This is a genomic window from Aerococcus sp. NPDC058936, assembly GCF_042741995.1.
Classification (GTDB): domain Bacteria; phylum Bacillota; class Bacilli; order Lactobacillales; family Aerococcaceae; genus Aerococcus.
Map to the genome: position 1 here is coordinate 117,368 of NZ_JBHYKZ010000006.1, position 15,742 is coordinate 133,109.

A 15,742-nucleotide genomic window follows, 5' to 3' on the forward strand; every position below is an offset into this window, starting at 1 on the left:
TATTTTTTATAAATTACTTTGTCTCAAAAACAATCGATTATGAGACTGTTTTGAGAAGCGACTCTTTCTTCTCTAAAAGCGCTCTTTTTTAGTCTCAAAAGTTGTATCAATATCTATGTATCTTTAACAACCCTTTGTGATACAATGAGGGTAACAAAGGGGGTTAGAACTGTGAGCGGATATATCTACGGATACGCGCGCGTCAGCACGCAACACCAGGATCTGAATCGGCAGCTAGACTTGCTAGCGAAACAAAATTGCAACGAAATCTTGACGGAGAAAATGACAGGGACGAAGAGCAATCGTCCTGAGTTGAACCGTCTAAAGGATAAATTGCGACCTGGGGACACGGTGGTGGTGGAGAGCTTCTCCCGCTTGGGACGAAGCACCAAGGATCTGATTGACCTGGTCACCTACTTCGAGGAGCAGGACGTGAAGCTGGTCAGCCTGAAGGAGAACTTCGATACAACCACCCCGCAGGGGAGGCTCATGATGACCGTTTTCCAGGCCTTCAGCCAATTCGAGCGTGATTTGATTGTGGAGCGGACGAAAGAGGGGCTCCAGAGTGCCCGTGCCCGAGGTCGAATAGGCGGAAGACCACGTGTGAACAAACGTGATATTGAACGAGCCGTGAAACTGTATGAGAGCAAAGCGTATAGTGGCAAAGAGATTACAGAAATGACTGGTATCAGTAAAGCTACTCTCTATCGATATATAAAGAGTAAGAAAAAATAACGCATTTTGAGCCAATTTCATATTTAAAAGTGAGTCACTTATTCACGTTACTGAGCTAAAAAGTATTTTTACCCATATCTTTCGTTAAGATTTATATTGCAACCTATAGTTAGGGGTACCGCCAACATTTCGGAAATTTTGTACGTTAAGGGAATTTCAACCTAAAAAAGTCGAATTCCTGTACGCTAAGGAACCGACTTTTTTAGATTGGCTTTCTCAATTATAGCCACCGGATAGTTTGAGTGTATTTTCTTCACATAGTTAAGCTACTATAAATAAGAGCTTACCCTGCACAACAAGATAATTTCGAAACATCCTTATCAAAGGTAAGAGCAGCTAATTTTAATCCTTCTGCCATTGTTAAATATGGTGCAAGGCTGTCTTTTAAATCCTCGACTGTTAATCCAAACTTAACGGCTAATGTCGCCGCATATATCACATCTCCTGCATTTTCAGATACGATATGAACCCCTAGTAATTTTGAAGTTTTTGCATCGGCAACAAGCTTAAAAACGCCTGTTGTTTCACGATTTACTATTGCTCTTGGAACTGCATCTAAAGGCAATACAGATTTTTTTACTTCATAGCCTTTTTCTTTTGCTTGTTCTTCTGTTAAACCAACCGTTGCAATCGAAGGATTTGTAAAAATTACGCCAGGAACAACGGATAAATCTAATTTTTTATTTAATCCGCCAATCGCATTATCGGCAACAATTCCACCTTCATATGCTGCTACATAAACGAATTGAGGTCCTAATGTTACATCGCCTGCAGCATAAATCTTTTCATTACTTGTCCTAGCGTAGTCATTTATCAGGATTTCTTTTCGTTTTCCAACTTCAACCCCTGCGGCACTTAATTTCAAAGCATCTGTATTTGGTTTTCTTCCTGTTGCAACAAGTAACTGCTCTGATTCCACCACTTTTTTCTTACCATCTACTGTTACATGAACCTTTTTGATTTGCCCCTCTTGTTCTACACGCTCAAAAGTTGCCCCTTTTACAAGGTTAATACCTTGTTCAATTAACGCTTTTTCTACGGCTTCTGAAATTTCTTGATCATGTTCTTTTAAAAGTCGCTCACTTCTTTGCATAAGCGTGACTTCTGAACCTAAATTATGAAACAATTGCCCAAGTTCCATTCCGATATATCCTGAACCAATAACCGTTAATCGTTTTGGTACCGTTTTTAATTCAAGTAATGTTGTACTTGTTAGATAATCCACTTTTTCAAGTCCTGAAATCGGCGGTAAGGAAGGAGAAACGCCCGTTGCAATTAAGAAACGCTTTGCAGAAAGTTTCTTCCCGTTAACTTCAACTGTATTTTCATCAACAAATATTGCTTCACCTTCAATTAACTCAAAGCCATATTCATCAATTAAATTGACATATTTTTGATTCCGAAGTTCGCTTACTAACTCATCTTTATGCTTTACTAAAGGAGCTAATTCCACTTTTCCAGCAGATGTTTGTAAACCTATAAATGGGTTGACTTTTGCCAAATGATTGATTTCCCCAGCTCTAAGAAGTGTTTTTGATGGCACACAACCAATATTTACACATGTTCCCCCAACGGTTCCACGCTCAATCATAGCTACTTTTGCCCCATATTCAACCGATTTAATCGCAGCCGAAAAAGCAGCCCCGCCAGAACCAATGATAAGTAAGTCATAGTCTCCCTCATCACCTAAAACTATTTTTTCTTCAGATTGTACTTCTTCTATTTCTCCAGGCTGGTATTTTGCTTCATCAATTGCCTTTTTTGCACTTTCCACCCCAATATCATCGGGTAATTCAAATACTGCTTCACCACGACGAAAACTAGCTTCAATGTTCTTAGCTCCCACATTTTCAAGTGCTACGGCTACATGTTCTTCACAACCTGTACAAGTCATTCCTTGAATATTTATCTTAAATTTATTCATTAACTCAACCTCCTGTTTTATCTTAAATTTTCCTATTTCCTTATTTCATACCCTAAATCAGTAATTATTTCTTCAATTTCTTCTAAACTAGTTTTCGATTTATCAAATGTAAGTTGGGTTTCTCCTGATCCTTCAACTTCTATATCTTGAATACCCTCTAAATTAGAAACGGCGGAACTCACCGTAAAAGCGCAAGATACTCAAGTAAAACCATCTATTTTAAACGAAACAGATTCTAAGTTTTCTGATGGAACCTCACTTGTTTTTGAACCTTCTTCAACTGCTTTTTGACCACACCCAGAAAGGACAACAACCAATCCAAATATAATGAATAGATATATTAAATATTTCATCATGCCTTATATCCCCTGACTGAACAATGTATAGATAAGCATTACCCCAGAAACGATTGTACTAACCCATAACAACTTCTTCGTTTTCTTTGAACTATTTTTTTGTTTCCATACAAGTAAATGAGCAAAAGAAAGCATAATAACAGTGATAACAATAAACCAAATTCGATATGGCGCAAACGTAACGGCAAGTGTTCCAGCTAAACCACTTAGACCAAGTGGTATTAAGATCGCTAAGCCAATTCAACAAAGACTTGCTAAAAAAGCTGAAAACATCGAAGCAATTGCAACTACTCTTTCTTTCATTTTTTACATCTTCTTATTTTTATATGATTTTTCATATTTAGAATAAGCATAAAAAGTTAAACCAAGAAAAACAGCTAAAACAGGAATCAGAACAAAATCTAAATAGCCTGTTATTGCACCTAATCCAAGCGTACCTAATAAAATAACTAAAATAGGCGTAGCCCAACATAACAAAACCAAAAATGTACCTATAAGCCCTGCAATAAAGGTCTTTTTATGTTTCATTTCAAAATTCCTTTCATTCTTCCTCAATTAGGGTTTCAATTATCGGACAAGCATGTAAACTTTTTTCATCTGGACATCGTTGTTTTAAGTCGTCTAACATAGTTTCAATTCGTTTTAAATCCTCTATTTGTTTTTGAACTTCCTTTTGTTTTTTAGAAACAAATTCGAACATATCTTGACAACGAACTTCATCTTTATCTACAACACCAAATAATTTATAAATCTCGTTTAAAGAAAATCCAAGTCTCTGTATTCGTTTAATAAACCCAACACGCTTAACGTCATCATATGAATATATCCGATAACCAGCTTTCGTTCGGGAAGGTTCTTGTAATAAATTTTTTTGTTCGTAATATCTAATCGTCTCTTTATTTACCCCACATTTTTCTGCAAATGCAGTAATACGATAACTCACATAGTTCACCCCTAAATAATAATAAACCGCGTACCATAGTACACGGTCAAGTATAATACATTTTTCTTCTTCAAGTGTCTTGCTTGTACTTTAAGGGAGCCTATCAACTCCACTTGGTTATTATTGTGATCTACTCAAACATTATAGTCAAATGACCATTTGATTGTATTTGTTATTCCATTAGAGGACGCTTTCGGAGTAACGAGCAAAGCCCAATTTATCATTTTAATGCTGAGAAATTGGGCTTTTTTTATATTCGTAAATTGCAATATTAACTTATAGTGCAAGATAACGCTTAAAACAGATGCAAGATAACTCCTAAAGTGACAACTATAAAAATATCTAAAAATAAAAAAACGTATTCATAAGTTAAGACTTTAGACAACATCCCAAAAGCAGAAGATTCTACTACGCCTGACAAAGTGATGACCTTTAGTAGCATGGGAAACATGGTCGCCATTGACGGCAAACAGTTCGACATGGACCGGATCGATTTACGCGCTAAGGTCGGGGAAAAGGAAGTTTGGGAGATTAAAAACACACGGGACATGATGGGTGGCATGATCCATCCTTTCCACCTGCATGGCGTCCAGTTCAAGGTGATAATCCGGAATGGCAACGCCCTACCAGCCAATGAACAAGGTTGGAAAGACACCATCGCACTTTATCCAGGCGATAGCGTTAGGATTGAAGTCACATTCCCAGAAAAGGGGATTTTTTATGTACCATTGCCATATCCTAGAGCACGAAGACAATGGCATGATGGGTCAAGTTTTAGTAGAATGAAGATACCAACGAAATTGGAGGAGAAAGATTACGTGAAGATTTTAATTGTGGACGACGAAGCAAGCATTCTGGATATCGTGGAAGCCTATTTGAGTGCAAAAGGCTATCAAGTGTTTCGCGCTTTGAGCGGAAACGAGGCTTTAACAAAGGTTGATGTTGTCCAACCTGACTTGATTGTGTTGGATCTCATGCTGCCTGGTTTATCTGGCCTCGAAGTCTGTAAAAAAATAAGGGACTCCTCCACTGTACCGATTATCATGTTGACTGCGAAAACAGCCGAAAAAGATATCTTGGAAGGGTTAAGCCTGGGGGCTGATGACTACATCACAAAACCATTCAGCCCGAAAGAGCTGGTTGCTCGGGTCGAAACCGTTTTACGCCGTGTCCAACCAGAATACCGAGAAGAAAAGTGGTCTTTCGAAGAAGGTTTGCTGGTTATCTACCCGGATCGAAAACAAGTATTCAAACAAGCTGAAGAAATCATTTTGACCCCGACCGAGTATGCTTTATTAGCCCTTCTGGCCTCACATCCAAAGCGCCTATTTTCACGGGAACAGCTGCTGGACGCTGTGAAAGGACTCGATTTTGATGGAACGGATCGGGTGATCGATACCCACATCAAAAATATTCGTCAAAAAATTGAGGACGACACGCGCAACCCCTACTTCATCTTAACCGCATATGGAACGGGGTATCGATTTGGTGGTCAAAAATGAAGCGAACCATTAAATGGCAACTCTTGCTCTCGTTTGTTTCTCTGTCCTTTATCTTAGTGGGGACCTTCAGCTGGATAACACTAAACTTAATGGAAAGCCACTTCGAAGACTATGTGCGCGAAAGGCAAGAATCAGAGTTAACAGCATACCAGACTGAGTTAGAAAACTTCTATCAGAAAACGGGTACTTGGGCAGATGCCCCTCCAACAATCCAAAATATTGGACGCGATGCTCTCCAGAAAGGCATCATCCTAAAAGTATATGACCATGCTGGCAACCAAGTATGGGGCCCCTCTCCCTCAGAGGAAGAAGAGTCAAAAAATAGGATTCAAACCCACCTCCTACATATGGAGCAGATAATGGGCGATATAGAGAGTGGCTACGTGCAGACAATCGTTCCCCTCGGTAGCGAAACAGACCCAATCGGTTCTCTCGAAGTGCAATCCGTTGGACCTTTCGCTTACACGGAACATGATGCGTTATTCCTTGCCGATATGAGGAACAACTTGATTTTTGTAGCGATTGGGTCCCTAATTATCTCCTTATTTTTCGCGTTATTGATTGCCAAAAAATTGAGTTCACCAATCGTCAGAATACAGAATTTTACGACGGAAATTGCGAAGGGTCACTACAGTCACCTGGCGATTGAGGAAACAGGGATTCAGGAAATTGACAGCCTCTTGGATTCCGTGGATGAATTGTCTGGGCAACTCCAACGCCAACAAGAGATTCGTAACCGCCTTTCCTCTGACATCGCACATGAAATCAGGACACCATTGACGAATTTGAAAGGCAATATTGAGGCCATGATTGACGGGGTCTGGGAAGTATCGGAAGAACGCCTCTACCACTGTTACGAGGAAGTTAACCGCATTGCCCGCCTGATTGGACAAATTGATCGGATCAATGAAATTGAAAGCCATGAAAGCCAGCTGCAGAAGTCATCCTTTGATTTGCTAGAACTTACGCAACAAGTTGCCGGCACCTTTCAAGCTTTGTTGATTGAGAAGGGCATTGAATGTACCATTAATGGAGAAGCGGTTTTAATTTCTGCTGATCGAGATAAGATTCATCAAGTGGTAACTAATCTCTTGTACAATGCAATTAAATTTACCCCTTCCGGTGGCCACATTGATCTTCAGGTTTCCCAAATTAGTGGCGTAGCTTCCTTTAAGATAACCGATACCGGTCAAGGAATCCCTCCAAATGAAATCAATCAAGTTTTTGAAAGGTTCTATATGGCTGAACCCTCTAGGAACAGGAAACTGGGGGGCCAAGGGATTGGTTTATCGATTGTTAAAGGAATTGTGAACGCCCACCATGGGACCATCTCTGTCGAAAGCACATACGGAAAAGGGACGACTTTTGTTGTTAGTCTTCCGCTAGAAAGCCACATAAAAGCATAAAAGAGGCACTCCCATTATGGTGGAGTGCCTCTTTTTTCCCTATTTGTTGGCAGTTTGATACATTTTGTTTGGCAAGGTTCTGCTTTTTTCACTGAGCCATCACATCTATGTCTGACTCTTCTGGATTTTCAGTTACAATTTCAATTAATAATCGGTGAGGTAGATTGAGACTCGTCTCCCCAGGAGATTGAATCCAATCTCTTCGCCATTAATCGAGATAACCGCGTAAACATTGTTATTATCATTATTCGTCTGTTGGACTGCAAAGATAACCGTCGGTAAAAAAGACAAAACAATAAGGGGGAAGATAATAACAACATCAAAGGGTTTTACCATTCTTATGTACTTCGTTATCATTATTTTTCCTCCTTTTTTTATTTATCTTTTCGTCAGCAGTTTACTCCAAGTGCTTTTTACGCTTCAGGTATTCCTCTTCTGTCAGGTTTCCTTTGGCAAACTCTTTTTGTAGGACCTCCAAAGGTGTTTCTTTTTCAACCGTCCGATTCCCCTTATCGGAAACAAGTTTAATGAAAAGATACACCACAATAATCACTAGGATGATCCAAAATATTCCCATAAACATCATGTACCCCATTCCGCCCCATGTCAAGCTGTTCCAATATTCCATCATGATAAAAACGCTCCTCTCTATATTTTAGACGTGGCCCATGTGATTTAGTGCTCTTCCTTCAGCTTCCATCCTTTTAGATAGTAGGATTTTGGCGGATAATCCCGTCTACGGTAAATCCAAATGGCGATGGCGCCAACGAACAAGAGGAGGGACAACCCTTGGGACACCCTTAAAAAATCACCCATCCATAAACTGTCGGTGCGCATACCTTCGATAAAGAAGCGCCCCACCGAATACCAAATAACATAGCTGAGGGCCACTTCGCCTCGTCGCAACAAGTTTTTCCGATTCCTCAACATGATAATGATGGCAAAGCCTAAGAGGCTCCACAAGGACTCGTACAGGAATGTCGGATGGTAGTAGGTGCCATTAATTTGCATTTGATCAATAATAAACTTTGGCAGGTAAAGGTTCTCCAAAAAGGTGCGGGTCACTGCTTCCCCATGGGCCTCCTGGTTGATAAAGTTCCCCCATCGGCCAATGGACTGCGCCAACAGAACATAGGGCGCCAGTATATCGAGCATCAATGAAAAAGGGATCCCTTTTTTCTTCGTGAACCAGTACACGACCAGCCCCCCTGCAATCAAACCGCCATAAATGGCGATGCCGCCTTGCCAAATGGCGATGATTTCAAGCGGTTTCTTGATATAATACTCCCATTGAAAAAGAACGTAATAAATTCTTGCTCCGATAAGTCCAAGGGGGATAGCCCACATTGCCATATCTGTAATGTCCTCTTCGCCCAAGCCTCTTTTCTTTCCTTCCTTAGAGGCAAGTGTGATGGCAAGCAACATAGCAGCCCCAATGATAATCCCATACCAGTAGACGGTGAATGGGCCAAAGGAAAACGCGACGCGGTCGATTGTTCCGACAATTGATTTCATAACTTACTCCTTACTGATTTTCATTCTGTATCCCGTTCGATAGTTATAAGCCCAAATAAGGCGCTGGATCGACCTGGATTCCGTTTTCGTATACTTCAAAGTGAAGATGGACGCCCGTAGAATCTCCGGTGGTTCCCATGATGCCCAGTTTTTGCCCCTGGGTCACTTGTTGCCCTGCCATTTGTAAGGTGAGCGCATCAATTTTTTCTTGAAGTGCGATGGTCCCTGTTCGCAACTGCTCCTTCCTTGCTTCTAAACCATCCAACTTTACTTGTTGGCTGGTGCTTTCTCCATCTAATTCCTGCAGTTGCTTCTCAAGCTGCTCTTTCTCTTATGTCAGGTCTTCAATACTTCGTGCATTTACATCCATAGGAAGAATGAGCAAACTCGATAAGAGTGGGATACTTATAAATTTGACAAGCTGTTTTCTGTCCATGTGTCCTCCTAGTTTCAGGCCAGGTGGCGAATGTTAACGAATGTTGCCTGTTATTTCAATCATTATACCGTTACAACTATATGAGACAGGAACCTCCTTTCTTACTTTTATTGACTATACCAATGAATTATGTAGATTTTATGGAGTTGCCCCATCTCCATAAGAATCACATAATTTTTTGTTATTCTTATCTAGAAGATGAGAAATAATCTTTGTTATCACTCATTTGGTTTGATTTTTGCTTGTTTCAGGGTTTGCCATTCACAATCTATTTCGTTTGTAGCATTGGCATAAAAATAAAAGAGGAGTGTTGAAGATGGAAACAATTATATTTGTGGTACTGATGGTGGTTGGACACATGCTCATGATGTTTCTCATGCCTGGTATGCATGGCGGTCATAATCATAAAGGACATGGTCACGCGGATCCCGAATCGGAAGATAAGAAAAAGTTGGAAATTGAAAACAAACGGTTAAAAGAGGAATTGAACGTAGTAAAATCAAAAATAAATCAAAATGAATTGTGAGGGCAATTCCACATTGAAGCAGAAAATCATTCAAATTTCAGGGTTTATTTTCATTACCTTTTTCATCTTATCCCTTTCGGTCGCAGCAACCATCAACTTTACCTTCCTCTACTCGTTTGATATTGGTTACTTGAATATATCGGAATATGTAGGCATGCCGAAAGAGCAAATCTTAATGAACTATCGTATTCTGCTAGATTACCTGAATACCCCATGGATAGCGAAACTGGATATGCCGGATTTCCCTAGCTCAGTTAGCGGGTTATTCCACTTCACTGAAGTGAAGAAGTTGTTTATGCTGGACTACCTGATTCTGATTACTTCAGGGATAGGCTCCTTCTGGTTTATGCAGTATCTAAACAGAGAAGGGCAATACTGGCGACTTCTTCGATACTTCCAGTGGGGAATCTTGCTTCCGCTGGGTGTTGTTTTGGCTCTATTGATCAACTTTGATGTGCTGTTTGTGCTATTCCATCAGGTATTCTTTAACAATGATGCTTGGTTATTCAATCCTAGCACCGATCCGATTATATTAGCTTTACCCGAAGCATTCTTTATGCATAGTTTTATATTGGCATTTGGAGTAATCGAATTTTTGTTTATAATAGGGTATTTCATTTCAAAGAAACAATGGGTAAAATACGGAAAAAAGACTCCTTGAATATATCAAGGAGTCTTTTACACTGGTTTCTCTGCGTACGAATTTATTACAAGTATTTTTATCAAAAGAATTAATTGTGCTATTAAGTTGATTAAACAAAAAGATTACACCTAGAAATCACTCTATAATTGTAGTGTCAAAACCAACATTAAGAAGAAACAAGATGTACTCAGTCGTATCATCAAAATTTCAAATTTTGAAAACTTATTACTTATTTTCCAAGCGTATTTGTTAGTGATTTAAAAGTCGTGGATTCACTTAGATGGAATAGCCTCTACATATTATTTTTGCATCGCTGGATATCAGTAAAGTATCACTGAACCATTAAGCCCTCTATATGTATAGAGGAAAAAATAGATTTGCCCATCATAGATAAATGTAGCTCGTTCTTCCTCAAAGGTAATCTTTTATCAAGATAAATAAAAAGGCCATTGTGTTGAATCAACATGTAGTTGTTATTTTGAGGTTTTTTATATGAAATATCCACATCTACTGCACCCACGCAACAAGTGCGAGTTGCTCTAAGTGAAACAGTTATTATCGTACGACCTTTCTTCTTCATCCATTCCTGTACTGCCTCATCCACTTTAATAGATATAGCCATTTTTCTATCACTGTCCCTTTTTTAGAATAATCAGGATTTTATATCATTAAATCACAAATAATTTAGGCGTTAAAAGACACCAATATAATTTTCCTTATACAGCATACTGGCTGGTCTGACCCGATTCTGGAAGGGAGTCAAACCAGCCAGTGCTTTTTTCGTTCCTGCTTCGTTTTATTTCGGCTCTAATTTCAATGTCATAGCATTGATGGCAACAATTACAGTCGAAAGTGACATCAAGACGGCACCGAATGCTGGACTTAATGTTATGCCAATTGGTGCTAGTATTCCTGCAGCTATTGGGATCGCGATAAAGTTATACCCTGCTCCCCAAACAAGATTTTCTTTCATCTTACGTGTGGTCTTCTGAGCCAACTCGATAAAGGATTCAATGTCGCCAGGGTCTGACTGTGTCAAGATGACATCGGCTGAATCCAATGCTACTTGAGTTCCGGCACCAACAGCTATACCAACGTCTGCTAATGCAAGAGAAGGTGCATCGTTGACCCCGTCACCGACCATGATAACTTTCTTTCCTTCTGCTTTAAGTTTTTCAATTAATTCATATTTGTCTTGAGGAGATTGATTAGCTAGATAATCAATACCTAAAATTTCTGCAGTTCCTTGAGCCGCTTTTTCATTGTCACCTGTTGCCATAATCGGCTGAATCTTGTTCTTTTTAAGGGCTTGTATTAAGTCTTTACTTGTCGGTTTTAATTCATCCCCTAAAGCTACAGCACCGATTGCTTCGTCGTTTTCTACTAAGACACTGAGGGTTGCTCCTTTTGGAATATCCATATCCAAATTACGTCCATATGCTTTTTGACTGATTAATTGATAACGATGTCCGTTAGCTTGACCTTCTACACCAGCGCCAGAAATAACATCAATCGAATCAAAACTTACTGGACGTATCCCTTGCTGTTCTGCGTAACTAATAATTGACTGAGCGATAGGGTGACTAGATCCACCTTCGATACCTGACAATAAGGCAACGATTTCATCTTTCGTATATTTATCATTAAAGAGTTCAACATCTAATACTTTAAACTCACCAGTTGTTAAAGTTCCAGTTTTATCTAAAACCATAACATCTGCGTTTGTAGTCAACTCCAAAGCGTCCCGGTCTTTCACTAATAATCCCCGACTGGCCCCTAAGCTGGTACTACGAGCAGTCACCAATGGAATAGCCAGACCCAGGGCATGCGGACAAGCAATAACTAATGTGGTGACTGTAAAAATAACTGCCGTTGGTACATCAGCTATAACCATCCATATGACAAGGGCAATAAGCGCTACAATAACCGCAATATAAAAGAGCCATCCTGCAACTTTTTGTGCAAGATTTTCTGCTCGAGAAGATTGGCCTTGAGCTTGACTGATTAATGCCTGAACCTGAGAAATGAAGGACTTATCGCCCGTCTGCTTTATTTCCACATAGAGGACTCCGCCACCATTGGTTGATCCACCGATGACCTCATCTCCGGGATTTTTTTCAATTGGTTTCGATTCCCCAGTCACAAGCGCTTCGTTTACACGTGATTCGCCACGCTGGATCGTTCCATCTGCTGGAACATTTTCTCCGGCTTGAACACGGATAACATCTCCAATCTGAAGTTCAGACACAGGGCGAGTCTCAATCGAATCGTCTTCTAAAACAACATGAGCATCTTTCGGCACCAACTCAGCCAATGCTTTTTGCGCGTCCCCTGCTTCACCCAATGCCTTCATTTCAATCCAGTGTCCTAATAACATGATTAAAATTAACGTTGCAAACTCAAAGAAGAAGTCCATGACATGTTCTCCAGTTACATATCGAGCGGCCACTGCGTAAACACTATAGACATAAGAAACCGTTATTCCCAAAGTAATCAAGGACATCATGCCTGGAGCTTTTGAATTAAACTCATCTTTCGCACCCATGTAGAATGGTTTTCCGCCATAAATGTATAGAATTGTTGCCAATACAGCTGCTACAACGTCTGCATAAGGAAAGATAATTTGGAAAGGCCACTGAATATCCATCATAGGAGTAATGAGTAAGATTGCAATTCCTAATGGGAGTGACTTCAAGAAAATCTCCTTAAAGCTACCGTGATGGTGGTGGGCATGCCCTCCCATTGCGCCATGATCCATTTCACTGTGATCCATCGCACTATGATTCATCTTGCTGTGATCCATGTCGCCGTGATTATGATGACTATGTGACGAATGTTTTTTGTTATTACTCATTTTTAATTCCTCCTTATTATATTAGAGACTGATTTTAAAATTTTAGAACTTTCTCATCTAACACTGCATATAATTCTCATGAAAAGGGTTCTATATTTTATCTCTATCTACTATCTATGAATAAACGGTATTCGTACTTTATACACTTAATACTGAATAGTTAGTTTCTGCTAAAGCAGCATTGAGCGTTTCGGTATCAATCTCTGTTTGACTTTCAAGTACTGCTTTTTTAGTCGCTAAATCAACCTCTACAGATTCAACCCCTTCAATAGCTGAAAATTTTTCTTGCACTGTATTGGCACAACCTGCACATTTTACGCCATCTAATAAGACTTCTTTTTTCATTATTCTATTCCCCTTTTTATTTTTTTACCTTCTCCTATTATTAGAATAGGAAGAAGTTTAAATCCCAGATAAGCTACGTGTTTTCTAAACAACTGCTGGTTTGAATCGTCTTAACCGTAAAGCATTGAGCAAGACCGATACGGAGCTGAAACTCATGGCGACTGCCGCAAACATTGGACTCATCAATGGTCCGCCAAAAATATACAAGAGACCCATCGCGACTGGAATACCTACAAGGTTGTAAGCAAAAGCCCAGAACAAGTTTTGTTTAATGTTTCGTAGCGTTGCATGACTTAAATCAATCGCAGTCAATACAGCGGTTAAATCATTACGCATAAGGACAATATCAGCCGATTCAATCGCCACGTCTGTACCTGATCCAACTGCAATACCGATATCTGCTTGAGCTAATGCGGGTGCATCGTTAATGCCGTCTCCAACCATCGCTACCTTCTTGCCTGCCTCTTGTAGTTTTTTGACTTCCTCTGCTTTATCTTCAGGTAATACTTCACTTAATACACTGTCTATACCCACTTGCTTAGCAATCGCTTTGGCTGTACGTTTGTTATCTCCAGTAATCATGATTACTTCAACACCGCGTCTTCTAAGTTCTTTAACAGCCTTCATACTATTTTCCTTGAGTGTGTCAGCTACTGCGATAATTCCAGCTAGTTCTCCATCAACAGAGAGATACATCGGTGTTTTTCCTTCGTCTGCTAAACGATTGGATTCTTTTTCCATGCTTGATAAATCAATCTTTTGCTCTAGCATCAGTTTACGGTTTCCAATGTACATATCTTTGCCCTCAATTTCAACTCGAATCCCGTGTCCAGGAATCGCTTCAAAATGATCTGGTTTAGCTAATGTCATGTTCTCTTCTTTTGATTTTTGTACGATGGCTTCGCCTAATGGGTGTTCAGAACCTGTTTCACCAGAAGCTGCATAATATAAAAGATTTTCTTTAGTAATAAGAGGAGTTACCAAAATATCCGTCACGATAGGTTTACCTTCTGTCAGTGTCCCTGTTTTATCAAATACAATCGTGTCTAAATTATGAGTGGTTTCTAACGCCTCACCACTTTTTATCAAGACACCATGTTCTGCCCCTTTTCCGGTTCCAACCATAATACTTGTTGGAGTCGCCAAACCTAAAGCACATGGACAAGCAATGACAAGGGTTGTTATGATAACGGATAAAGTAAATATTCCAGATTGACCTGCAATTAACCAAGCAATCCCTGCTAAAACGGCTAATGCTATAACAATCGGTACGAAATATCTGGTAATGATATCGGCCATTCGAGCAATGGGTGCTTTAGACCCTTGAGCATCTTCTACTAATTTTATGATTTGAGATAGAGTTGTATCACTTCCCACTCGAGTCGCGCGGTAATCAATGGAACCATTTTTATTGATACTAGCCCCAATAACCTCGTCTCCACTTTCCTTTTCCACGGGGATACTTTCTCCTGTCAGCATTGATTCATCGACTGAAGTGCGTCCCTCAACAACAACACCATCTACAGGCATACTTTCTCCCGGACGAACTCGAATAACATCTCCTAAAGCGACTTCGTCCACAGTAATCTCTTGTTCCACACCATTACGTATCACTCGAGCTGTTTTAGGAACCAAGTTGACTAATTTTTCAATCGCTGAGGACATTTGCCCCTTTGATCGCTCTTCTAAAAATAACCCTAACGTATGAAGAGTTAAGATAACTCCAGTCACTTCATAGTAAAGTAAATCTGAAAAGTTCCCGTAACCTAAGCCAGCCCCGATCGTCGCTACCAGACTGTATACAAAAGCGGCCGCGGTACCAAGGGCAATCAGGGAATCCATATTTGGGTGACCTTTAAATAAGGTTTTGAATCCCTTCTGGAAATATTCCCAGCTTACTACCATTATCGGCAAAGTCAGAATAAGTTGTAAAAGAGAAAAATTAAATGCATTTATCATTGGGTCAACGATATTTGGTAGAGGCATACCTACCATATGACCCATGGATATAATTAGTAAAGGGATTGTAAATATAATGGATATCCCAAAACGATTTGAAAGTTGCTTCATTCTTTTTTCTTTTTTCTCACGCTTCTCTGCTCGTGAATTATCTTGAGTCTCAGTTGTTTCTAATACGGCTGCATAACCACTATTGGATACAGCACCAGTCACATCAGATACTGAAATTGCTGACGGGTTATAAGAAACTTGCATTTTTTCTGTCGCTAAATTGACTGAAGCTTTATCTACGCCCGACAACTTTCCGACAGCTTTTTCAATTGTCTGTGCACAGGATGCGCAGGTCATACCTTCAATTGCAAAGGTTTGCGTCTTTCCCTCTTGGGCAATCAGTTCATACCCTGAATTATCCACCGCTTTTTGTAGATTTTCTACCGAAAAAGTTGGTTCATCGTACTCTATACTTAACTTCTCTGTTGCTAGGTTCACGGAAGCCTGTGTGACCCCACGTACTTTTTTTGCCGCTTTTTCTACTGTCTGCGCACAAGACGCACAGGTCATACCTTCTATGGCAAACGATTTATTCTCCAATTTTTTC

19 protein-coding genes and 2 pseudogenes are annotated in these 15,742 nt (G+C 39.9%); 7 read left to right on the forward strand and 14 right to left on the reverse strand.

The genetic code is table 11. The annotated features are described in order from the left end of the window. The first annotated feature begins 171 nt into the window (after positions 1 to 171). Positions 172 to 735: a recombinase family protein gene (locus ACFW0C_RS06270; RefSeq protein WP_048728526.1), complete on the forward strand. Its 564-nt coding sequence runs from the start codon at positions 172 to 174 to the stop codon at positions 733 to 735. A gap of 283 nt (positions 736 to 1,018) precedes the next feature. On the opposite strand, the gene merA is transcribed toward ACFW0C_RS06270, so the two are convergent. The 6 genes and pseudogenes from merA to merR form a co-directional block, all read right to left on the reverse strand. Then, positions 1,019 to 2,659: a mercury(II) reductase gene (merA, locus tag ACFW0C_RS06275; RefSeq protein ID WP_069286377.1), complete on the reverse strand. Its 1,641-nt coding sequence runs from the start codon at positions 2,657 to 2,659 to the stop codon at positions 1,019 to 1,021. Positions 2,660 to 2,691: 32 nt separating this feature from the next. Then, positions 2,692 to 2,844 (reverse strand): annotated as a pseudogene (locus ACFW0C_RS06280) (heavy-metal-associated domain-containing protein); the annotation flags it as partial. A gap of 15 nt (positions 2,845 to 2,859) precedes the next feature. After that, complete coding sequence (locus tag ACFW0C_RS06285; protein ID WP_002360746.1) at positions 2,860 to 3,015, reverse strand: hypothetical protein; 156 nt, start codon at positions 3,013 to 3,015, stop codon at positions 2,860 to 2,862. A gap of 3 nt (positions 3,016 to 3,018) precedes the next feature. Further along, positions 3,019 to 3,318, reverse strand: a complete 300-nt coding sequence (locus ACFW0C_RS06290) for a mercuric transporter MerT family protein (RefSeq protein ID WP_250634606.1) — start codon at positions 3,316 to 3,318, stop codon at positions 3,019 to 3,021. A gap of 3 nt (positions 3,319 to 3,321) precedes the next feature. Further along, complete coding sequence (gene merF, locus ACFW0C_RS06295) at positions 3,322 to 3,543, reverse strand: mercury resistance system transport protein MerF (protein ID WP_048728520.1); 222 nt, start codon at positions 3,541 to 3,543, stop codon at positions 3,322 to 3,324. Between the two features lie 13 nt (positions 3,544 to 3,556). Beyond that, complete coding sequence (gene merR, locus ACFW0C_RS06300) at positions 3,557 to 3,958, reverse strand: Hg(II)-responsive transcriptional regulator (RefSeq protein WP_003143773.1); 402 nt, start codon at positions 3,956 to 3,958, stop codon at positions 3,557 to 3,559. A gap of 479 nt (positions 3,959 to 4,437) precedes the next feature. Between merR and ACFW0C_RS06305 the strand changes: the two are divergent. The 4 genes and pseudogenes from ACFW0C_RS06305 to ACFW0C_RS06320 all read left to right on the forward strand — a co-directional run. Then, positions 4,438 to 4,599, forward strand: a pseudogene (locus tag ACFW0C_RS06305) (multicopper oxidase domain-containing protein); the annotation flags it as partial. Positions 4,600 to 4,678: 79 nt separating this feature from the next. After that, the gene (locus tag ACFW0C_RS06310) at positions 4,679 to 4,744 is read left to right on the forward strand and encodes a multicopper oxidase domain-containing protein (RefSeq protein ID WP_255377099.1); all 66 of its coding nucleotides are present in this window, start codon (positions 4,679 to 4,681) and stop codon (positions 4,742 to 4,744) included. A 32-nt stretch (positions 4,745 to 4,776) separates the two neighbouring features. Beyond that, the gene (locus ACFW0C_RS06315) at positions 4,777 to 5,460 is read left to right on the forward strand and encodes a response regulator transcription factor (RefSeq protein WP_048728602.1); all 684 of its coding nucleotides are present in this window, start codon (positions 4,777 to 4,779) and stop codon (positions 5,458 to 5,460) included. Continuing rightward, positions 5,457 to 6,866 (forward strand): cell wall metabolism sensor histidine kinase WalK, encoded by a 1,410-nt coding sequence (locus ACFW0C_RS06320; protein WP_069286378.1) that lies wholly within the window; start codon positions 5,457 to 5,459, stop codon positions 6,864 to 6,866. Before ACFW0C_RS06315 ends, ACFW0C_RS06320 begins: the two co-directional genes overlap by 4 nt. 144 nt (positions 6,867 to 7,010) lie before the next feature. Here ACFW0C_RS06320 and ACFW0C_RS06325 read toward each other — a convergent pair whose 3' ends face one another. From ACFW0C_RS06325 to ACFW0C_RS06340, 4 genes are read right to left on the reverse strand one after another with little or no spacing between them, the layout of a single operon-like run. Further along, a complete protein-coding gene (locus ACFW0C_RS06325) occupies positions 7,011 to 7,223 on the reverse strand; it encodes a hypothetical protein (RefSeq protein WP_256090411.1) in 213 nt (70 codons plus the stop codon). A 40-nt stretch (positions 7,224 to 7,263) separates the two neighbouring features. Then, the gene (locus tag ACFW0C_RS06330; protein WP_002328833.1) at positions 7,264 to 7,497 is read right to left on the reverse strand and encodes an SHOCT domain-containing protein; all 234 of its coding nucleotides are present in this window, start codon (positions 7,495 to 7,497) and stop codon (positions 7,264 to 7,266) included. Between the two features lie 44 nt (positions 7,498 to 7,541). Beyond that, positions 7,542 to 8,381: a prolipoprotein diacylglyceryl transferase gene (gene lgt, locus ACFW0C_RS06335; RefSeq protein WP_378106281.1), complete on the reverse strand. Its 840-nt coding sequence runs from the start codon at positions 8,379 to 8,381 to the stop codon at positions 7,542 to 7,544. A gap of 43 nt (positions 8,382 to 8,424) precedes the next feature. Then, on the reverse strand, positions 8,425 to 8,646 hold the full coding sequence (locus tag ACFW0C_RS06340) for a M23 family metallopeptidase (protein ID WP_378106283.1): 222 nt from the start codon (positions 8,644 to 8,646) through the stop codon (positions 8,425 to 8,427). 487 nt (positions 8,647 to 9,133) lie between these two features. Between ACFW0C_RS06340 and ACFW0C_RS06345 the strand changes: the two genes are divergently transcribed. Together ACFW0C_RS06345 and ACFW0C_RS06350 are read left to right on the forward strand one after the other, a co-directional pair. Then, entirely contained in the window at positions 9,134 to 9,343 is a 210-nt protein-coding gene (locus ACFW0C_RS06345; RefSeq protein WP_048728507.1) for a hypothetical protein, read from the forward strand. Positions 9,344 to 9,356: 13 nt separating this feature from the next. Further along, a complete protein-coding gene (locus tag ACFW0C_RS06350) occupies positions 9,357 to 10,004 on the forward strand; it encodes a TIGR01906 family membrane protein (RefSeq protein ID WP_378106285.1) in 648 nt (215 codons plus the stop codon). Between the two features lie 313 nt (positions 10,005 to 10,317). Here ACFW0C_RS06350 and ACFW0C_RS06355 read toward each other — a convergent pair whose 3' ends face one another. From ACFW0C_RS06355 to ACFW0C_RS06370, 4 genes are all read right to left on the reverse strand, one after another. Beyond that, the gene (locus tag ACFW0C_RS06355) at positions 10,318 to 10,608 is read right to left on the reverse strand and encodes a hypothetical protein (RefSeq protein WP_290489949.1); all 291 of its coding nucleotides are present in this window, start codon (positions 10,606 to 10,608) and stop codon (positions 10,318 to 10,320) included. A gap of 174 nt (positions 10,609 to 10,782) precedes the next feature. Beyond that, positions 10,783 to 12,840: a copper-translocating P-type ATPase TcrB gene (gene tcrB, locus ACFW0C_RS06360; RefSeq protein ID WP_378106287.1), complete on the reverse strand. Its 2,058-nt coding sequence runs from the start codon at positions 12,838 to 12,840 to the stop codon at positions 10,783 to 10,785. Positions 12,841 to 12,978: 138 nt separating this feature from the next. Beyond that, complete coding sequence (tcrZ, locus tag ACFW0C_RS06365; RefSeq protein WP_002335389.1) at positions 12,979 to 13,185, reverse strand: copper chaperone TcrZ; 207 nt, start codon at positions 13,183 to 13,185, stop codon at positions 12,979 to 12,981. Positions 13,186 to 13,269: 84 nt separating this feature from the next. Next, complete coding sequence (locus ACFW0C_RS06370) at positions 13,270 to 15,735, reverse strand: heavy metal translocating P-type ATPase (protein ID WP_083227257.1); 2,466 nt, start codon at positions 15,733 to 15,735, stop codon at positions 13,270 to 13,272. Positions 15,736 to 15,742: the final 7 nt, after the last annotated feature.